This window comes from Ewingella sp. AOP8-B2-18, assembly GCF_052376015.1.
In the GTDB taxonomy this organism is placed as follows: Bacteria; Pseudomonadota; Gammaproteobacteria; order Enterobacterales; family Enterobacteriaceae; genus Ewingella; species Ewingella allii.
Window position 1 is genome coordinate 195,711 of sequence record NZ_JBQSVB010000007.1, and the last position, 17,440, is coordinate 213,150.

Sequence of the window (17,440 nt, forward strand, 5' to 3'; positions counted from 1 at the left end):
TTCATTCCAACCTGTTTTAACCCAAGTGTCTTATTCGTGCCGTAATCACTAGCTTGTGAGTTCAATTTATTGGCTTGCTCGGAAAGAAGACTCAATGAAAATGAGCACTGCAGCCAACGATTTCTACGTTTTCCAACGCGACAATACAATCCGCGAATAAAGGCGTCCTTCAGGCTGCCAAGCCGATCTCCTGTATATTATTGAATTCCCTAACAGGGAGATTCAGCGCAAACATCTTTTTCAATGTCTGTTGGGTAAAGTCTTCAGCTTGTTCTGGGGTGAATCTTTTCACTCTGCCCGGATTGACCTGCAATCTGGCTTTAAACGCGCGGGTAAAGGTCTGTTGTGATTCATAGCCATATTTCATGGCAACCAGCACGATATCTTTCTCTTGGCCAAGCAGGTCGAGTGCGGCGAAATACAATTGTCTTTTGCTGATATAACTGCCGAGCGTCACGCCAGTATATTTTTTAAATATGCGCTGTAGATGCCAGTGCGAATACCCCGAGTATTCGGCGATAGAATGAATGGTCAGCCCCTGAGTAATATTTTCGTCGAGCCAGGTTAAGACATTGGTGACGATGGATAATTGAAACTCTTCTTTATTTGTCATGTTAATCACTACTATTGGGAGAATTAACCAGCTCCGAACATCGCGAAAGAGGAATAGACGGCTGAGTTGTTTCGGCCGCCGGGATTTATTGTCATTGAAGACAATTCATTCACCTCAGAAGGTGTAAAGCACCGCCGCCGAGGTACTCACTTGATTACGCCGAAATACTATCGGGCTGTCTGAAGCATGGTCATTCAGCCAGGTGTAACCGACATTCATCATCGTCGACCAGTGGGGCGTAAAGCGATGGCTCCACGTCAGGTTATTTTCGACGCCGTACAGCCCGCCGCCGGGCTGATAAGGTGCATAGCCGCTGCGCGCACTCTGCTGCTCGCTCACGCCATAAAACGTCTTCATGTAACGGCGATCGCCAAACAGCGCGGCGGATTCAAACGCCAGGGTATCGCTCTCATCCTGCCAAGGCAGTACTGTCACGGAGGTTTGATATTGCACGCCTTGTCCATCAGTCAGGGGCAGTGTCGCCTTGCCCTCTAGCGAAAGCCATGAGGTGGCTTGCCAGCCCACCGCCATCGCAGTATTAAGCGCGGCTTTAATATTGCCCATGCCTTTTAACCTGTCCGACCCATCACGCCAGCTGGAATTTTTATCAGCACGGCCCAACTGATAGCCCAGCGTATGTTCCAGATACAGCCCGTTTTCGCTTTGCAGATCGTAGCCGATACCTTTGAGTGAATCGAAAAACACGGCGCCTTGGCGTGCTTGAATCACAGGCAATACATCAGTGCGGCGCTTCTCCGAGCCACTGTAAGCCGGTGCGTTTTGCGCCCCAATACCCAAAGTGACGGTGGATTCCGGTGGGCTGGCCTCACTGGCTTGCGCGGTTGTGATGCTGCTCGCAAAGGCAATATAGGCCATAGGCATAATCATTTTTCTGGATATCATTAGGTTTCTCATTCCCACATGTTTGGGGCTCAATAACAGATTAATGGCGCGTTTGATGCAGGAAGTGTGCTGCCTTAGTGTCAATTATCTGCTTGGGTTTTATGAAGAAACTGTCAAGGTCGTTCAAATGCAGAAAAAAAGAGTGCTGATTATCGAGGATGATGCTGACGCCGCCAGCGTGCTTGAGGCTTACCTTAATCGCGAAAATTATGACGTAGCAATTTCCGGCGATGGTTTACGCGGTCTGGATAAGGCCCGCTGCTGGAAGCCTGACATTATCCTGCTGGATGTCATGTTGCCGGGTATGAATGGTACTGAAGTGCTGTCAACGCTGCGCCGTAAAAGCGATACCCCGGTGATCATGATTTCGGCCATGGGGGAGGCGCCGGACCGAATCGGTGCACTGCGTTACGGAGCGGACGACTATGTGGTGAAGCCCTATAACCCCGGCGAGGTGGTGGCGCGGGTTCAGGCTGTGCTAAGGCGGGCTGCGCCACAACATCGCCAAGAGCAGATTTTACGCTGGCAGAGGCTGGAGATTGATATTGAGTCGATGACAGCCAAGGTGACGGATGTTGCGGGAAGTTCATTTGGGCTTGAGCTAACACCCACTGAATTCGCATTGCTTGTGGCGCTAATGCGCGCGCCAACCCGCGCTTTTACCCGCCAAGAGCTACTGGAACGTTGCCTGCCTGACAGCGAGGCGCTGGAGAGAGTGGTGGATACACACATCTATAACTTACGTAAAAAACTCGAATCGGCAGGGGTTTTTGAGGTGCTGATCAATGTCCGCTCGGTCGGTTATAGGTTCAGGCAACCATGAGGAGTACACAACCGCAGTCCCTCTGGCGCTGGATTTGCGTCCGCGTTTTAGCATTAGCTATCAGCTCGGTCGTGCTGATCGCCCTCTGTATGTGGCTTAGCTACGGTATTCTCAATTTCTGGATAATCTCGCATATGTCGCCGGAGGTGCGAGCCGAGTTTGCGTTATTGCGCGACCAGCCGGAATTGAATCCGGCCCGATTCCATCAAATTGTCGATCAGGGCTGGGGTCTACGTTATTCCGAACCCACCATCGCCACCTCGGATTGGGCGATGGTCGGCATTCTGGTTCTGATTGTCATTCCTTTTATTATTGTGCTGGGCCTACGCGCCGCGCGGCCTCTCTCGGCGCAGGTTAGCCAACTGGCCAATGCCGCCGGGGCGGTGGCTCGAGGAGAATTTGGCACGCGAGCCGTGGTGGCGGAAAAGGTGCCGATGGAACTCATCCGGCTGACAGAGGATTTCAACGTCATGACCCAGCAGCTTGAACGTTATGACCGTGAACTTCGGGCCTCCCACGTGGCCATGGCCCATGAGCTGCGTTCACCTCTGACTGCCGCGATGGGGAGGCTACAGGGCATGATCGACGGAGTTTTTGCCGCCGAGCCTCAGCAGCTTGAGATGGTCATGAAGCAGTTGCAGTATCTCAGCCGACTGTCCGATGAGCTTCTCCTGCTTTCACTGGCAGATGCTGGCCAGCTGAAGCTCAGTAAAAGCGTCACCAATCTGACTGATATTCTGCATGAACGGATTATTTGGCTGAAGCCGCAGGCCACGGCAGCAGGCATGGCCATCACGGTTAACGCGCCGGCCCAATGCCGTTATACCGGCGATCCTTTCCGTCTAGGGCAGGTGTTTACCATTCTGATGGAGAATGCTTTGCGCTACGCCGCCGAGGGCGGGCGTCTGGTGATTAACATTGCCAAGAAAGATCAGGGCCACGAAATAACCTTTCGCGATTATGGTCCGGGTGTGCCAGCTGAGTTTTTGCCGACGATTTTCGAACGTTTTACCCGGGCAGATTCATCTCGGGCGCGCCACTCTGGCGGCTGCGGCCTCGGACTTTCCATTGCCCGCGCGATATGTCAGGCGCATGGCGGCACCATTCACGCCAGACAGCTGGAAGCCGGGGGATTGCTTATCTCGATCTTTTTGCCTTCTTTATTACCCTTATCGCCCTGAGAGCCAAGACGGGCAACAATAATTGCCCGTCTTGATACATCCTTGATGAAACATCGCGTAAGTCTGGACACGGCTTGAGTTGAATAGCGTCATCGCCATTCAGGAACCGCGTTATGACGCTGATATTCATCGATTACGCCAGACGGGCATTAGGCCATCTTTTTACCCTGCATCGGCTGCGTCATTTACTGCCATTTCTTATCCTTTTTCCCACTTTTTTCGTGCTGAATTATTACTCGACAAGACTTCGGCTTGGCTTACTGCTGCTCAGGCGGCGAGGGCGGGATAATAGTCGGGATAGCCTGCGGCCCCGAGGTTTTAGAGCAAAACCGTGCTTGCCGGCGAAAGAAACAGGGAAAAAGTGGTAAAGGGTTTTACATGATCCCGATGGTTAATGCTTTATGTAAAATTACTACTATGAATTTTGATATAACCAATCATTTATGCTAAAAAAACTTACCAAAGTAATTCTTTCATCTGAGAAAGGTTCTCAGAGAACACAAACATAGGGATTGAATATGAAACTCATGGCCTTGGCACTGTCTGGAATGATGATGGCTCTCTCTGCTAATTCGATGGCGGCGGCGACGGGGGATTCTGCTGATATCAGCAAGCTGCCGCTGGAGAAAGTCGCGCCTTACCCGCAGGCAGAAAAGGGGATGGTTCGTCAGGTGATCTACCTGCCGAAACTGGACAATGAGGATAATTTTAAGGTTGAGCTGTTGATCGGTAAAACCCTTGAGGTGGACTGCAATCGTCATATGATGGGCGGCAAGCTGACCAGCAAAACGCTGCAAGGCTGGGGCTATGACTATCTGGTGCTGGAGCAGCTCTCTTCCCCGGCTTCCACCATGATGGCGTGCCCGAACCAGACAAAAACCAAGAAGTTCATCGCCGCGAACCTCGGCGACCAGACCCTCGCTCGCTACAATAGTAAGCTGCCAATCGTGGTCTACACCCCAAAAGATGTGGAAGTGAAGTACCGCGTCTGGACCACGGATAACAATGTGAAGACGGCTGAAGTGAAATAGGAGCCACTCGAAATAGTATGAGGGGCAGTATTGCCCCTCGATTTGCTATCAACGATAACTCACATCCAGCGCGCCATAAGCGACCACGGCTTCGGAGCCGTCGCTGCTGGAATCCTGATTATAATTCCCCGCTTTGAAGTACAGCTCGATGCCTTGCCAGCTCTCTTTTGGATAGCTGAAGGTCTTCTTGCTGGTCTTGCCGTCTGCCGTGGCTTCGACGGTGACTTTTATCTCGCTTTTAGTGCCTTTGGCTTCGATTTTATAATCGATTTTGTCCTTGAGTACGACGCCGGAGAGCAGGGTGGTGCGTTGCTCTTTATCGCCATAATGCGGTTTGACGCCCACGACGATGTCGCCGTTCTGCCAGCGCAGTTTCAGCAGCTCCGAGCCGCCCGGTTTGTCGCCGTGGATCTGGGCAAAAATGATAGATTTGGTGTCGGGGTTTTTGACGATATACACCGAGCCGGTCTGGGTATTAGTGAACTCATCGCCGTTGAGGAAGTTTCTCTTGGCTCTGAGTTCGACTCGAGGGAACTCGCTGTTCGGCGTTGAGCCAAAGCCTGACGGCGCTCTGAACATGGTCGCGCCCTGCGGAATGGCGGAGTCGCAGCGTTCGGCGTCGGCACAGTTGCTGTAGAAATAGCTGTTTTTCAGGCTGCTGGTGATTGGCTCTTCATTGGGTTTTTTATTGCTGTCGAAAGCCTGCAAAATATAGGCGTCTTGCAGTATCGGGAAATTTTTACCGGGGGTATTTTGCCCGTCCTCGGCCAAGGCGTTGGCGCTGCTCAGTGCCAGCAGCAGGGCGCTGAATAGGGTGCTTTTACGCTGAATCTTCCACTGCATTTTTACCGTCATAACTCGCCCTCATCAATCATGCTTATCTGGTGGGTTCTGGTACTTGAATCAGTAAAGCACTGGCTTATTAAACGAACACCATTCGCCCGGCATTTAGCGCTATTTGTTAGTAACAACCTTTGTCTAATTCTCTTTTTTCCTGGCGTTTATTCCGCCGAAAGCTCTGCTTACAATAACCCGATCCTGTGAAATAAAGTCTTCAAGATCTCTGCCATTTTCTATGCTGTTATAGAGTCAATATCTGCCCTCACTCATTAGGAAATCCATGGATCGTCGTCAGTTTATTGTAGGTTCCGCCGCTGCGATGGTGGCGATACGCACGGGGTCAGCGCTGGCGCGTAAACACCCGGCGTCGGAAGAGGGCGCTCTGGCCGCGCCGCCGTCGGGGCAGTACACCGAAATTGCTTTATGGAAAGGGACGCCGCCGGGTGGCGGAGGGCCGTCTGGCAGTGAAATTCTGTCGGCTAAGGGCGCGCTGAGTAATGTGACTCATCCGTCGCTGCGCGTGTTTCAACCGTCACGCCCGAACGGGATGGCGGTGCTGGTGGCGTCCGGCGGGGGTTATAAGCGTATGGAGATGGGGCAGGAAGCGTGGCCCGCGGCGGACTGGCTGACCCAACTCGGCTACACCGCCTACGTGCTGACTTATCGTCTGCCCAGCGAAGGCTGGAATGATGGCAGCGTGGTGGCTTTGCAGGACGCCCAGCGCGCGCTGCGTATCGTGCGCAGCCGCGAAAAGCACGTCAGCGTGCTCGGCTTCTCTGCGGGCGGACACCTGCTCGGCTTGGCGGCGACGCGCCCGGATTTCCGCTCATACCCGGAGCAGGACGCGCTGGATAGAACCCCGGCCTATGCCGATCGCGCGGCGCTGATTTACCCGATTATCACTCTTGAGAAGCCTTACACCCACACTTCAACCCACAAGATTTTGGTCGGGCCGCGGGCCACGGATCAAGAGAACGCCGAGTGGTCGGTACAGAATTTTGTTACTCCGCGCACGCCGCCAATGTTTTTGGTGCAGGCTGAGGATGATCCCATTTCTGACCCGCATAACACGCTGATCATGGCTGCCGCCTGCGAGCGCGAGCACGTGCCGGTGGATATGCACCGCTACTCCTCCGGCGGTCACGGTTTTGGCATGGGTAAGCCGGGCACGCCAACCGTGGAGTGGCCTGCGCGCTACAAGGCGTGGCTGGAAGCGTAAGGTTTAAGATGCAATTAGGGCAGCCAGGGGCTGCCCTTTTTTATGCGACGAGTATGTTGAAAGCTTAACCCTGATTGCCGCCGACGGTGATGTAATCGGTGTAAATCTGCGGCGCGCCGGAGAACGACGCCAGCTCCTTCCACTCGGTGTACATCTGCTCGGTGTCCTGATGCTCGGCCACGAACTTCAGGGCTTTCTCGGTGGAAACGTCCAAATCCGGGTGGAACGAGTTGAGCGATTCGAGGCTCTCGATGATCAGCATCACCGCGTATTGATCCAGACGATTGCCGCTCTGGCCCTTCAGCATATGGAATTTCCAGCCCGGATAGTCCTCGACGCGATGAATGTTGTCGGTGATGAACTGCTCAAACTGCTGCGGCGAGACGCCCGGCTTTAAGGCCAAGTTGTGAATGCCGACGATGCGCTCGATTTTCTCCTGCCCCGGCACGTTGCGGTAGTTCGGGCCTGCTGGCAGTGAGCTGTTTTGGTTTTCCGCCACCAGACTGTAGTAGGTGTAAATGGTCGGCAGCTCGGCGAAGGTGCCGAAGGTTTTCCACTCGGCAATCAGCTTGGCGGCCTCGGGATGCTGTTGCCAGAAGGCGCGAGCCTCCGCCGTTTGCTCGCCGTTACTGTCGATATAGCGGGCATAGGTGGCGGCATCCTTGGCCTGATAAACCATCAAATATTGGTTCTCGCGCTCGCCGCGCAGCCCGCGCAACAGCGTCCACTGCCAGCCCGGATAGGCTGGAATGTTCACCCCTTTTTGGCGCACGAACGCTTCGAACTGGTCCGAGGCGACGCCTCTCTTCAGGTTGATACCGACATAGTGCAGGGAGAAAACCGGGCTTAATGCTTCATTCATTGAAACGTCCTCTTTAGATGAAATAGGTGAATTAGCGCGTTAGGGCGCGGGCGCTAAAGCTGACCAGCAACAGGCAGAAAATCGTGCAGCCGAAGGCCAGCGTAAGGTTGGAGTATTTAGCGATAAAGCCAATCAGCGCGGGGCCTGCCAGCAGGCCGACATAGCCGACGAGGGTCACCGCCGGGAAGGCCAGATTGGGTGGCACATGCTCTTGGTTACCCGCCGCGTTGAACAGAATCGGCACCAGGTTGGCGATGCCGAGGCCGACCAAAATCAGCCCGGCGAAAGCCACCCACGCCAGATTAACCGTGGTCACCAGCAGTAGGCCGAGCACCGCGCAGAGGCTGCCGAGCAGCAGCATGCGATAGCGGCCAATGGTGTTGATCAGCCTGTCGCCATACAGCCGCGCGAGGGTCACGGCGATGGCGTAGAGGGTGTAACCCAGCCCGGCCTGAGATTTCGCCACGCCGCGCTCGGCATTGAGAAATAGGGATGACCAGTCGAGCATCGCCCCTTCGGTAAGGAAAACAAAGAAGCATAGCAGCGCGATAAACAGGATCTTGCCGTGGGAGAGGGCAAACAGCGTGCCGCCTTTCTGCTCGCCGTCGATCTCACTTTTGGCTAATAGATCCGCCGAAGCGATAACCAGCAGTAGAGCGATCAGTGCCGCAATCAGCCCAATGGCGGTCGTTGGGGAGACGCCCGCCCACAGCAACAGGCTGACGCTGCCCGCGCCGGAGATGCTGCCAATGCTGTAGAAGCCGTGAAAACCGGACATTTTAGCCTGCCCGCTTTCCCGTTCGACAATGATCGCCTGCGAGTTCATCGCCACGTCCATGATGCCGTTGATCGCGCCGAACACCAGTAAGGCCGCCCCCATCAGCAGCGGGGCGTCGAGTAAGGCCAGCAGCGGCAAATCCAGCACTAACAGCAAACCGGCGGCCAGAATGATTTTACGACAACCCAATTTGCCAATCAGATGCCCGGTAAACGGCATAATCAGCATCGAGCCGGCGCCAATACAAAACAGCAGCAGCCCCAGCGAGCCTGCGTCAATGCCAATGCGCGACTTCACGAAGGGAATTAACGGAGCCCATGCTGACATGCCTAATCCCGCCAGAAAGAAGATCATCCGGGTGGCGATTTGCTGACGGACATTCTCCGCGGCACCTCGACTCAGCAGATTGATTGTCATAGCGACCGGCTCTCCTCGGCGGGCAGGCTTTCCGCGACGCAGAGATAGTCGGTGTAGATTTGCGGCGAGCCGGAAAAAGAGGCCAGCTGCTTCCACTCTTCATACATCTGCTTGGTGTCGCGATGCGCCTTGGCGAACTTCGCCGCCTCGTCGGTGGCGATGTCCGGCTCAGGGTAGAAGACGTCCAGCGCGGCCATGCTGGCTATCTCCATCATCACCACGTACTGGTCGAGCCGGTTGCCGCGTTCGCCTTTCAGCAAATGGAACTTCCAGTCGGGATAATCTTCAATGCGGTGATGATTGTCGGCAATAAACTGCTCGAACTGCTCCGGCATCACCCCTTCGCGCAGGGCCAGATTGTGAATGCCGATGATGCGCGCAATCGGCTCCTCGCCGGGCTGGTCCCGATAGCGGGGGCCGTAGGGGACATCACTTTTGGCGTTTTCTGCCAGCAGTTGGTAGTCGGTGAACAGCGTCGGCAACTGGCTGAAGGTGCCGAGCTTGCGCCACTGCGCCAGAATCTCCAGCGCCTCGGGATGCTGCTGCCAAAAGGCTTTTGCTGCCTCGGTTTTCTGTCCAGTGGCGGTGACATAGCGATCGCGGTGCGCCTGACTCTCCATCTCATACAGCATCAGATATTGCCCGACGCGCTCGCCGCGCAGGCCGCGCAGCAAGGTCCAGCGCCAGCCGGGATAGCAGGGGATTTTCACCCCCTGCTCGCGGACAAAGGCTTCAAACTGCTCGTTGGTGACGCCCGCCTCTGTATCAATGCCAATGTAGTAGAGGCTGAAAACCGGCTGGGTGGCGGATGAAGGTGTTGCCATGGTGAAGCTCCTTATTCCGCGTCGGTGGTGAATTGGGTATTGATAATCGCCTCGACCAGCGTGATACCGATGGGCGTCAGGGTCACGACTTCGCCAGAAACCGTCACCAGCTTCTTCTGCACCAGTTTGTCCAAGGTGCGATTAATCAGCGGGTTTTCGAAGAAGCTGTTGCCGTCGAAACGCTGCTTGAACACCTTGTCATCCACCGGGATCAGGGTGGAAAGCGCCATCTTGAAGGCGTTAACTTCGCGCTGGGCGGGGGAGAAGCCGCGGCTCTCTTCGATAGGCAGCCGGTCTTCGTTCAGCGCTTCTTTGTACTTCTTATAGCCGGTGATGTTGATCGCCTCGGATCGGGTCGACTTAGAGCTGCCGCCCAGCCCAATCGCCACTTCCGGATACTGTTTATCGAGGTCGGTGATAAGCGCTTTCCATTTTTCCGGCTGCTGATCATTGCGGTGGAAGTACATGGTCGGGTGCTCGGTATAGCCATCGGCCAGATATTTCTCCACCAGTTCGCGCATCTGGTACTGCTTGCCGAGGCCGGGGAAGCTCATGTTGTTAATGTTGATCAGCCCCTTTTTCTGCCACAGGCTTTCGCGCTCGCCGGAGACGCCGGTGCGGTTTTTGATGAATTCATCCATGTGCAGCTTGGTGCAGACCACGTGGGACAGCCCCAGCTCGAGGGTTTTCTCCATGTCATATTTCACGTCATCCACCGTCTGGCCGAGCATGCCGTAAATCAGGTCGACGCTGACCCAGTCGATGTCGATTTCCCGCGCCTGATAGATGGTTTCCACGCACTCGTCCGCCGAGTGCATACGCCCGCAGGCGGTGATGATTTCGTCGTTGAAGGACTGGGTGCCGAAGCTGATCTTGCTAAAACCGAGATCTTTTAATATCGCCAAATACGCTTTGTTCAGCGTGCCCGGCTCGCCCTCGAAACGCATGGTGGCGGTGGAGAAGTTAAAGTGGCTTTTGTAGAAGGCCATCATGCGGCGCAGTTCTGGCTCTGGCAGCAGCGACGGGGTGCCGCCGAAGATATTGAATTCGCCGACTTCCACCGTGGCGAGGCTCGGCACGCGCTCCAGCCACATCAGGGCTTCTTTGATATTGAAGTCCACCAGATCGCGGAATACCTCCTGCGAGGAGGCGGCTTTCGGGTTGAGGATCACCGTCGGGTACTGGCAGAAATGGCAGCGATAGCGGCAGGTGGGGATATAGGCCCAGAGGTGGATTTTGCCCGCTTTCTTAATGTCGCTGTCCATATCGGCAAAGAACGACGGCAGCGGGTAGTCGGTGATGTCGCCGGGGAAGACGTGACAGCCAAAGGGATCTTTGTAGACATACTCCAGAAATGCGCGGTTTTCCGGCTGGGCCAGAAATTCATTCACTAAGGGAACGGGGTAGTTTTCGTCAATATCCAGCAGGGAGTTCAGGGCTTCGTTGTTCATCAGAATACGCCTCCATTGGCAAAATAGTTGTGGGCTTCACCGGACTCGCGGTCTTCGCAGAAGTAGTAAACAAAGCGCGTGAAGTCTTCGGCTTTCACCTGGTCGAAACAGGCGGGCAGGGCAGGCGGATAGCCAATGTCGTCGCCGACGGCGCGGCGCATGGCGGCAAAGATCTCGTCGCGGAATTCGAAATAGAGGCGATAGGCCGGGGTTTTATAGGCGTGGATCGGTTTGAAATCGATAATACGCATTTCATGTTTTAACTCGTGAATGCGGCGGTAGAGGTTGTCAGCCAGCGGGCCGGAGAAGAAATCGCGCACTTCGCTGTTTTCTAACAAGATATAAGGGTTGAGCAGGGCGGGCAGAATGATGTTTTTCGGCGTATAGTCCTTCACCGAATAGTCCCACGCCTGTTTGGATTCGGCCGGGGTGGTGTCAACCAGCGTCGGCTTTTGCTGCTCAACGTCCGGGCGCACGTCTTTCATGATAATGATGCCGTCGCTGCCGTAAGCAACGCCGGTGATCACTTCATCCAGAATGGTATCGACCCGGCGGCTGTTGATTTCGACATAGGAATTTCTGGCGTAGACCGGCTTGCCGCCGTAGGCGATGATTTTGATGCCGAAGTCCCAGTCGTCGGACAGGTGCTCTACAAAGCGGCCTTTGTTGAGCTGGTAGAAGATTTCAATGCCGCCAATGGCGTCGTACAGGCCGCGCTCGACCCCAAAGCCTTTACCGTCGGGGAAGCCGCCAAACAGCGAGAAAGAGTATTCGCGCAGGCGTAGGGTTTTCTTAATTTCGTTGAACAGGTTAGGGCGTTTTTCGAAATCTTCGGCGTTGTAATAGTAGTTACAGGTGCCTAAATCGCCCTGCTGGCTGACCATGGTGTTAATCAGCTCATACAGCCAGTAGGTGTCCACGGTGCAGTCGGCGTCGGCGGAGACAATATAGTGTTTTCGCTTCTGCCCGAGGCGGCTGTCGCGGGCTTTAGATCGCAGCGAGGCGTAATCCATGCCGCGCTTTCTGGCAGAAGAAACTCCCTGAACTTTCTCATCAATGACATGAATATCCATTGATGGGTTCTTGGCGCTAAATGCGTTTATTTTTGCCACGGAATCATCGGTGGAATTATTATCCACGATAATTAACTCATAGCTGTCGTGAGTGATCAGGTTATCTTTGGTTTTCTGATTGAAGAGTGAAATTAATACTTCATCAATACGGTCGCTTTCATTATATACGGGTAGCACTACTGACACGAAAATTGAGTCGCGCATAAGTTCTCCAGAATAGAGTAATATCCAGAATGAAATGGGTTAGGTTTTTAAATTAATTCACATTTAAAATTTCGATCACATTATTGGAGAGCACCTGCTGCCCCAAGGCGAAGTTTTTATCCGCCACGTGCGCCATATATTCCTTATTGTTAAGGAACTGATATAAATCATGAATAAACTCAGGGTTGGGTAAACCGTCCTGCTGCTCGGATATGGCCATGACCGGGGCTTCGAAGCCGTGCTGGCCGTACACTTCGTGGTAATACTCATAGCTGGTGGTGATGTAGCAGCGCCGGTGGCTCACCGCCTCGCCAATTGGGTTGCCGTAGCTGTCGTAGTCATAAGAAGTGAGGAAAGAGACAAGATCACAGGAGTGATATAAGTCTTCTATGGCAATGGCGTCGCTTTCTGACTGCATACACTCATGGGGCAGCGCGCCGATAAATTTAATATAGGGTTTTACATTCAGTTCTTCAGACAGTTTATCCAGTTCTTGGAAATAACCGTGATTTTCATTTTCATTGCCGGCAACCGCTAAATAGACTCGCCGATCGCTGTTGCTATTATGGAATAATGTATTGAGATGGCTTACCAGCATGACATCGCGGTCTAAACGTTTTTGCGGAATAATACGGGTGGTGCGGGCAATTAAAATATCATCGGCGCGAACGCTTAACCGGTCTCTAATATTGCAGCGCGCCTTCTGCGGCGAAAAGTCATAGGTATTTTTCTTCACTTTGACGTCTACGTCGTAATTACACCAGGCTTCAAGTTTCTGCTTCAGGTGATCATTGAGCGTGACATAAGTGATGTGTTTGGATTTTACCGGTTTAATGGCGTGAGAGTAGGGCGCAGGGCCATATTTCATCACCGTCTTTTCGCTGTTCCACATCAGGTCGTGGTCGCGCCAGATAACGAAATTCTCCAAATCTTGCTGCTGGCCGTACTGTTCAATCGCCAGATATAACGCCTTGGTATAAATGATATTTTCCGGCAGGGTACCGTTTTCCACCACCAGATTACTGATACCCAGTTGCTGCCAAAGCGCCACGATGCGCTGGGCAAGCAGCCGCGCCGTCTGGTCGATGGTCTGTAACAGCGCGGTCTTTTCATTGTCACCGATCGGGCTTTTTTGGCTGATCAGCGCGCTGTGGGCGTATTCAATAAAATCCAGATTGTAATTGGGGATCGACGTGATGTCGTCGATGCGCACCAGCGTGAAGACGTCGCGATAGATCGAAGGCTCCACGTCATAGGGCTTATTAAAGTTTCCCTTATCAATCTTGATGTCGTATCCCAAATCCAGATACGACCTGAACCCCCGATCTTGCAGCTTCTTGGCAATTTTCATCGCCTCGACCGTGATCCCTGATACCGCGACAGCATCGAACGAAACAAACATTGCACACTTATCTTGGCTATGTCGCATTGTAACACCTCAATCTATTTCCATTTAATTCATGTATTTAATGGCGATTTTCTTTGTGGCTCTTTTCTCCGGTAACGATCCCAGTCGAGCGGCGCAGCTGGCCTCCTTGTGCTGTTCGACTTCCTTCAATGAGTGAGAAGAAATTTTCGCAGGTTCCACAAACTTTAGAGGGATTTATGTTTTGTGAGGCGCTTCTCAAATCTTCAAAAAGCGCAGGGAATAGATGGGTTATTTTTTGACAGGAAAAAATTCATAAACTATGTGGGTATTCTCTCCACCATAGAAGAGAAGTTTGGCGAGGGGAAGGGGATTAGTGGCGCAACGCGGCGAGCAGAAAATCAACCATAGTGCGGGTGCGCAGAGGCAGAAAGCGGGCATGAGGGTAGAGCAGGTAAAAAGGGCGATGGGTGCCGCCGAACTCTTTGAGCACTTCCACCAATTGCCCGCTGTTGAGATCTTCTTGCGCCACGAAGCGATAAATTTGGAACAGCCCCGCGCCGTGGCGAGCCAGCGTCAGGCCGCCGATATAATCTTCAGAGCAGTTAATGTGATGATTCATCACCCTTTCACTGATTTCCCCTTGCTGGCGGAACAACCACGGCAGGGAGCGGCCGCTGCTGGAAAGTTCATAACCAATACAGTGATGATGAGTTAAATCGTCCGGGGTATTCAGCGCGGGCGCGCTCGCCAGATAGTGCGGCGAGGCCACCACAATCAGCTCGGCATCCTCGATTTTACGGGCAATCATATTGGACTCGGCGGGTGCTCTGCCGCGAATCGCCAGATCAAAACCCTCGTCGAAAAAATCGATATTGCGATTGCTGATGTGGGTGTCGACGGCCAACTGGGGATAGAGTGCCTGAAAACGCGCCAGCAAAGGCAAGACTCGCCAATGGGCATAGGCCGTCGGCATGCTGAGGCGCACTTTTCCCGCAGGCTGTGACTGCTGCCCGCTGAGCGACATTTCGGCGTCTTTCAACAGAGTCAGGGCTGCTAAACACTGCGCCCGATACTGCTCGCCCGCCTCGGTCAGCCGAATTTGCCGGGTGGTGCGGACAAACAGCCGTACGCCAAGGCGCTCTTCCAAACGCGATACCGCCCGGCTCACCGCCGCCGGGGTCACGCCCGCCTGCGTCGCCGCCTTGCTGAACCCGCCGGTTTCCGCCGCCAGACAGAACAGTTCCAGACTGCCAAGCATGATGTCGTCGAAGTCACGTTGCATGGGTTACGCCTTATTGATTACATGATGTAAAAAATGAATGTCATTTGGCCTTATTTATCGCACCTCTGCGCATAAGTAAAGTGACCGCAGTGAGTCAACAACGGCATTTATCCGAGTGCCAACATAGCGTTTAAAGGAGTGTGTTATGAGTCAACAAACTGTGGTGATCACCGGCGCATCGAGCGGTATTGGTTTTGCACTGGCTGAGGCGTTCTTAAAGCGTGGCGACAATGTGGTGGGCAATGCCCGCACCAGCGAGCGTTTGGCAGAGGCGGCACAAAAACTCGGTAACCCGAAAAACTTCCTCGGCGTGGCAGGGGATATTGCCTTGCCGGACACCACCAAGCGCCTGTTTGACACCGCCCTGGAGCAGTTCGGGCGAGTGGATATCTTGATCAACAACGCCGGAATTTTCATTGCCAAGCCGGTCGAGAAGTACACCGAAGAGGATCTGGATGCGCTGCTGGCGACCAACCTTAAAGGCTTCTTCTTCCCGGCCCAGCGCGCGGCGGAGCTGATGAGCAACCAGCGCAGCGGCCACATCATCAACATCACTGCCAGCCTTGGGGTGCAGCCACTGCGTAAAGTGCCGTCACTGCTGCCGGTAATGGTGAAAGGGGGTCTGAACGCGGCGACGCAGTCACTGGCGCTGGAGCTGGCGGATAAAAACGTGCAGGTCAATGCCGTGGCGCCGGGCGTGATTGAAACTCCGCTGCACAGCGGCGGCGACGGCGTATTCCTGCGCTCGTTGTCACCTGCCGGGCGCACGGGAAGTACCGACGACGTGGTCGATGCGGTGTTGTATCTGGTGGATGCGAAATTCACCTCTGGCGTGGTGTTGCCGGTCGATGGCGGCTCGACCGCCGGCGTTTGGTAACAGGAGATAGGCTATGCCATTCATTAATATACAAGTTACCCGCGAAGGGGTGACCGCCGAGCAGAAAGCCGCGCTGATCGCCGGAGCAACAGATTTGCTGGTGAAAGTGCTGAACAAAGATCCGCAAACCACCTTTGTGATCATTGACGAAGTGGATACCGACAACTGGGGCGTGGCGGGTGAAACCATTACGGTGAGGCGTAAACGCGGATAGTCAGGCTAGGGCGAGGCGGCTTGATTGAGCCTCGCCGTTAACTGCTGGCCCATTTGACCACTATCCGCTGGTTGGGGCCTTTTATACATTCCACCTCTTTTTGATTTTTATTTTCATCGCGATATATAAAGAAGTAGCGGTTTTTTATTTTATTGACCAACAACATATCATTATTTCTAAATTGATACACCGTCAACACATCCCCGCTTTTATCCGTGTAGCTGGCCGGGCGCGGCGCGACAATAAATCCCTCACTCCAGAGTAGGGTCGTTATCACATAATCTGTAATACTGACCGTCATATCCCCTCTGCCCGGACAATTAAGGGCGTATTGCTGCATTGCGGAAATAGAAGAAGAGAACAGGCTGCAGCACAGTGTGAGGAGTAACATGCTGAGTAATTTGGTTTTTTTCACTCCGTGATTATTCTTTCTCTCTCCATGAATAATTGACATCTTATTTCCACTTGGTCGGCATTCTGTATTAGTCTTAGGACCAGCAAGGTATAGGAAATATTTAACTGAGTGAACCCTGCTGAGGTTTAAACAGTATTAACTTGAGGTTTAGTATGAATAAGCTAAAAGCCATGGAGGTATTTATCTCTGTTGTTGAAGAGGGGAGCTTTACCGGCGCGGCCAAAAAAGAAGATATGTCCGTGGTGATGGTGGCGAAATATATCAATAACCTCGAAAAGACTTTAAAAACGGATTTATTGCAAAGAACCACCCGTAGCATGATGGTGACCTCCGCCGGGCAGCTGTTTTATGAGTCAGCACAGGGGATTATCGCCAACGTCAACCAAGCCTATGAGGCGATGGAAGGGCTGAATAATGAGCCGCAGGGCTTATTACGCATCAGCGCGCCGATGACCGTCGGAAAAGAGATTGTCGGGCCAATAGTGGCGGAATTCATGCAGCTTTACCCCAAAGTTCGAGTTGAACTGGTGCTCAATAACAGCGTGGCGGACCTGATTGCCGAAAGCTATGACTGCGCCTTTCGCATCGGCGATTTGAAAGATTACGCGCTGGTGGCCAAGCCGCTGTTTCTCTATCGCATGATTATTTGCGCTACGTCGGAATACCTGCGCCAGCACGGCACGCCCACCGCGCCCGGGGCGCTTAGTCAGCATCGCCTGCTGATCCATTCGACGTGGAATTCGCGCTTTGCCTGGAACCTGCGCGAAGGGGAGAGTGACATCGCCTGGCCGAATAATTGGGTGATGAAATCCAACGACGGCTATGCCCTGCGCGACGCGGCGCTGGCCAGCAATGGCATTCTGATGCAGCCGCATTTTCTGGTGAAAGATGAGATAGCCAGCGGCAGACTGGTCACGCTGTTGGAGGACTTTCTACCCAAGCCGCGCCCCGTTCACTTGCTCTACGCGCCGAAGAAAAACGACGTCCCCAAGCTGGATAAGTTTGTGCAGTTTGTGGTGGAGAAGTGCGAAGGGATGATGTGAAGAGAGGATTCGCCGAATCCT

18 protein-coding genes are annotated in these 17,440 nt (G+C 53.7%); 7 read left to right on the forward strand and 11 right to left on the reverse strand.

Going from position 1 to position 17,440, the window contains the following annotated elements; all coding sequences use genetic code 11:
- Positions 1-169: 169 nt before the first annotated feature.
- Both ACT3RR_RS15450 and ACT3RR_RS15455 read right to left on the reverse strand, forming a co-directional pair.
- Entirely contained in the window at positions 170-613 is a 444-nt protein-coding gene (locus tag ACT3RR_RS15450; protein WP_396131059.1) for a helix-turn-helix domain-containing protein, read from the reverse strand.
- A gap of 114 nt (positions 614-727) precedes the next feature.
- Positions 728-1,516, reverse strand: coding sequence for a MipA/OmpV family protein (locus ACT3RR_RS15455; RefSeq protein ID WP_396131058.1), 789 nt, complete (start codon positions 1,514-1,516; stop codon positions 728-730).
- 127 nt (positions 1,517-1,643) lie between these two features.
- Here ACT3RR_RS15455 and ACT3RR_RS15460 point away from each other — a divergent pair, with 127 nt between their 5' ends.
- From ACT3RR_RS15460 to eco, 3 genes are all read left to right on the forward strand, one after another.
- On the forward strand, positions 1,644-2,339 hold the full coding sequence (locus tag ACT3RR_RS15460) for a response regulator (RefSeq protein ID WP_485903641.1): 696 nt from the start codon (positions 1,644-1,646) through the stop codon (positions 2,337-2,339).
- A complete protein-coding gene (locus ACT3RR_RS15465; protein WP_496200618.1) occupies positions 2,336-3,520 on the forward strand; it encodes an ATP-binding protein in 1,185 nt (394 codons plus the stop codon). The genes ACT3RR_RS15460 and ACT3RR_RS15465 overlap by 4 nt, the downstream gene beginning before the upstream one ends.
- A gap of 518 nt (positions 3,521-4,038) precedes the next feature.
- A complete protein-coding gene (gene eco, locus ACT3RR_RS15470; RefSeq protein WP_496200619.1) occupies positions 4,039-4,551 on the forward strand; it encodes a serine protease inhibitor ecotin in 513 nt (170 codons plus the stop codon).
- Between the two features lie 48 nt (positions 4,552-4,599).
- Here the strand turns inward: eco and ACT3RR_RS15475 are convergent, their stop codons facing one another.
- Complete coding sequence (locus ACT3RR_RS15475) at positions 4,600-5,406, reverse strand: polysaccharide lyase family 7 protein (RefSeq protein WP_496200620.1); 807 nt, start codon at positions 5,404-5,406, stop codon at positions 4,600-4,602.
- Positions 5,407-5,671: 265 nt separating this feature from the next.
- Here ACT3RR_RS15475 and ACT3RR_RS15480 point away from each other — a divergent pair, with 265 nt between their 5' ends.
- Positions 5,672-6,610 (forward strand): alpha/beta hydrolase, encoded by a 939-nt coding sequence (locus tag ACT3RR_RS15480; protein ID WP_353502975.1) that lies wholly within the window; start codon positions 5,672-5,674, stop codon positions 6,608-6,610.
- Positions 6,611-6,674: 64 nt separating this feature from the next.
- On the opposite strand, the gene ACT3RR_RS15485 is transcribed toward ACT3RR_RS15480, so the two are convergent.
- The 7 genes from ACT3RR_RS15485 to ACT3RR_RS15515 all read right to left on the reverse strand — a co-directional run bounded on the left by ACT3RR_RS15485 (position 6,675) and on the right by ACT3RR_RS15515 (position 14,870).
- A complete protein-coding gene (locus ACT3RR_RS15485) occupies positions 6,675-7,472 on the reverse strand; it encodes a hypothetical protein (RefSeq protein ID WP_496200621.1) in 798 nt (265 codons plus the stop codon).
- A gap of 31 nt (positions 7,473-7,503) precedes the next feature.
- Positions 7,504-8,667: an MFS transporter gene (locus ACT3RR_RS15490; RefSeq protein WP_496200622.1), complete on the reverse strand. Its 1,164-nt coding sequence runs from the start codon at positions 8,665-8,667 to the stop codon at positions 7,504-7,506.
- The gene (locus ACT3RR_RS15495; protein WP_496200623.1) at positions 8,664-9,491 is read right to left on the reverse strand and encodes a hypothetical protein; all 828 of its coding nucleotides are present in this window, start codon (positions 9,489-9,491) and stop codon (positions 8,664-8,666) included. Before ACT3RR_RS15495 ends, ACT3RR_RS15490 begins: the two co-directional genes overlap by 4 nt.
- An 11-nt stretch (positions 9,492-9,502) precedes the next feature.
- A complete protein-coding gene (locus ACT3RR_RS15500; protein WP_353502971.1) occupies positions 9,503-10,942 on the reverse strand; it encodes a radical SAM protein in 1,440 nt (479 codons plus the stop codon).
- Positions 10,942-12,219 carry a glycosyltransferase family 2 protein gene (locus ACT3RR_RS15505; RefSeq protein ID WP_485903655.1) on the reverse strand — a complete coding sequence of 426 codons (1,278 nt, stop codon included), beginning with the start codon at positions 12,217-12,219 and terminating at the stop codon, positions 10,942-10,944. The genes ACT3RR_RS15500 and ACT3RR_RS15505 overlap by 1 nt, the downstream gene beginning before the upstream one ends.
- Positions 12,220-12,271: 52 nt before the next feature.
- Positions 12,272-13,621, reverse strand: coding sequence for a glycosyl transferase family 2 (locus tag ACT3RR_RS15510; RefSeq protein ID WP_496200624.1), 1,350 nt, complete (start codon positions 13,619-13,621; stop codon positions 12,272-12,274).
- 337 nt (positions 13,622-13,958) lie between these two features.
- Positions 13,959-14,870 carry a LysR family transcriptional regulator gene (locus ACT3RR_RS15515; RefSeq protein WP_485903658.1) on the reverse strand — a complete coding sequence of 304 codons (912 nt, stop codon included), beginning with the start codon at positions 14,868-14,870 and terminating at the stop codon, positions 13,959-13,961.
- Between the two features lie 145 nt (positions 14,871-15,015).
- Between ACT3RR_RS15515 and ACT3RR_RS15520 the strand changes: the two genes are divergently transcribed.
- Positions 15,016-15,747: an SDR family NAD(P)-dependent oxidoreductase gene (locus ACT3RR_RS15520; protein WP_496200625.1), complete on the forward strand. Its 732-nt coding sequence runs from the start codon at positions 15,016-15,018 to the stop codon at positions 15,745-15,747.
- A 13-nt stretch (positions 15,748-15,760) separates the two neighbouring features.
- Positions 15,761-15,961, forward strand: coding sequence for a tautomerase family protein (locus ACT3RR_RS15525; RefSeq protein ID WP_353502966.1), 201 nt, complete (start codon positions 15,761-15,763; stop codon positions 15,959-15,961).
- A gap of 37 nt (positions 15,962-15,998) precedes the next feature.
- On the opposite strand, the gene ACT3RR_RS15530 is transcribed toward ACT3RR_RS15525, so the two are convergent.
- Positions 15,999-16,415, reverse strand: a complete 417-nt coding sequence (locus tag ACT3RR_RS15530) for a hypothetical protein (RefSeq protein WP_496200626.1) — start codon at positions 16,413-16,415, stop codon at positions 15,999-16,001.
- Between the two features lie 113 nt (positions 16,416-16,528).
- Here ACT3RR_RS15530 and ACT3RR_RS15535 point away from each other — a divergent pair, with 113 nt between their 5' ends.
- The gene (locus tag ACT3RR_RS15535; RefSeq protein WP_496200627.1) at positions 16,529-17,419 is read left to right on the forward strand and encodes a LysR substrate-binding domain-containing protein; all 891 of its coding nucleotides are present in this window, start codon (positions 16,529-16,531) and stop codon (positions 17,417-17,419) included.
- Positions 17,420-17,440: the final 21 nt, after the last annotated feature.

Excerpts from the sequence above, each read along its gene's own strand:
- ACT3RR_RS15450 (WP_396131059.1), bottom strand. The coding sequence starts at position 613 with ATGACAAATAAAGAAGAGTTTCAATTATCCATCGTCACCAATGTCTTA.
- ACT3RR_RS15455 (WP_396131058.1), bottom strand. The coding sequence starts at position 1,516 with ATGATATCCAGAAAAATGATTATGCCTATGGCCTATATTGCCTTTGCG.
- ACT3RR_RS15460 (WP_485903641.1), top strand. The coding sequence starts at position 1,644 with ATGCAGAAAAAAAGAGTGCTGATTATCGAGGATGATGCTGACGCCGCC.
- ACT3RR_RS15465 (WP_496200618.1), top strand. The coding sequence starts at position 2,336 with ATGAGGAGTACACAACCGCAGTCCCTCTGGCGCTGGATTTGCGTCCGC.
- eco (WP_496200619.1), top strand. The coding sequence starts at position 4,039 with ATGAAACTCATGGCCTTGGCACTGTCTGGAATGATGATGGCTCTCTCT.
- ACT3RR_RS15475 (WP_496200620.1), bottom strand. The coding sequence starts at position 5,406 with ATGACGGTAAAAATGCAGTGGAAGATTCAGCGTAAAAGCACCCTATTC.
- ACT3RR_RS15480 (WP_353502975.1), top strand. The coding sequence starts at position 5,672 with ATGGATCGTCGTCAGTTTATTGTAGGTTCCGCCGCTGCGATGGTGGCG.
- ACT3RR_RS15485 (WP_496200621.1), bottom strand. The coding sequence starts at position 7,472 with ATGAATGAAGCATTAAGCCCGGTTTTCTCCCTGCACTATGTCGGTATC.
- ACT3RR_RS15490 (WP_496200622.1), bottom strand. The coding sequence starts at position 8,667 with ATGACAATCAATCTGCTGAGTCGAGGTGCCGCGGAGAATGTCCGTCAG.
- ACT3RR_RS15495 (WP_496200623.1), bottom strand. The coding sequence starts at position 9,491 with ATGGCAACACCTTCATCCGCCACCCAGCCGGTTTTCAGCCTCTACTAC.
- ACT3RR_RS15500 (WP_353502971.1), bottom strand. The coding sequence starts at position 10,942 with ATGAACAACGAAGCCCTGAACTCCCTGCTGGATATTGACGAAAACTAC.
- ACT3RR_RS15505 (WP_485903655.1), bottom strand. The coding sequence starts at position 12,219 with ATGCGCGACTCAATTTTCGTGTCAGTAGTGCTACCCGTATATAATGAA.
- ACT3RR_RS15510 (WP_496200624.1), bottom strand. The coding sequence starts at position 13,621 with ATGTTTGTTTCGTTCGATGCTGTCGCGGTATCAGGGATCACGGTCGAG.
- ACT3RR_RS15515 (WP_485903658.1), bottom strand. The coding sequence starts at position 14,870 with ATGCAACGTGACTTCGACGACATCATGCTTGGCAGTCTGGAACTGTTC.
- ACT3RR_RS15520 (WP_496200625.1), top strand. The coding sequence starts at position 15,016 with ATGAGTCAACAAACTGTGGTGATCACCGGCGCATCGAGCGGTATTGGT.
- ACT3RR_RS15525 (WP_353502966.1), top strand. The coding sequence starts at position 15,761 with ATGCCATTCATTAATATACAAGTTACCCGCGAAGGGGTGACCGCCGAG.
- ACT3RR_RS15530 (WP_496200626.1), bottom strand. The coding sequence starts at position 16,415 with ATGTCAATTATTCATGGAGAGAGAAAGAATAATCACGGAGTGAAAAAA.
- ACT3RR_RS15535 (WP_496200627.1), top strand. The coding sequence starts at position 16,529 with ATGAATAAGCTAAAAGCCATGGAGGTATTTATCTCTGTTGTTGAAGAG.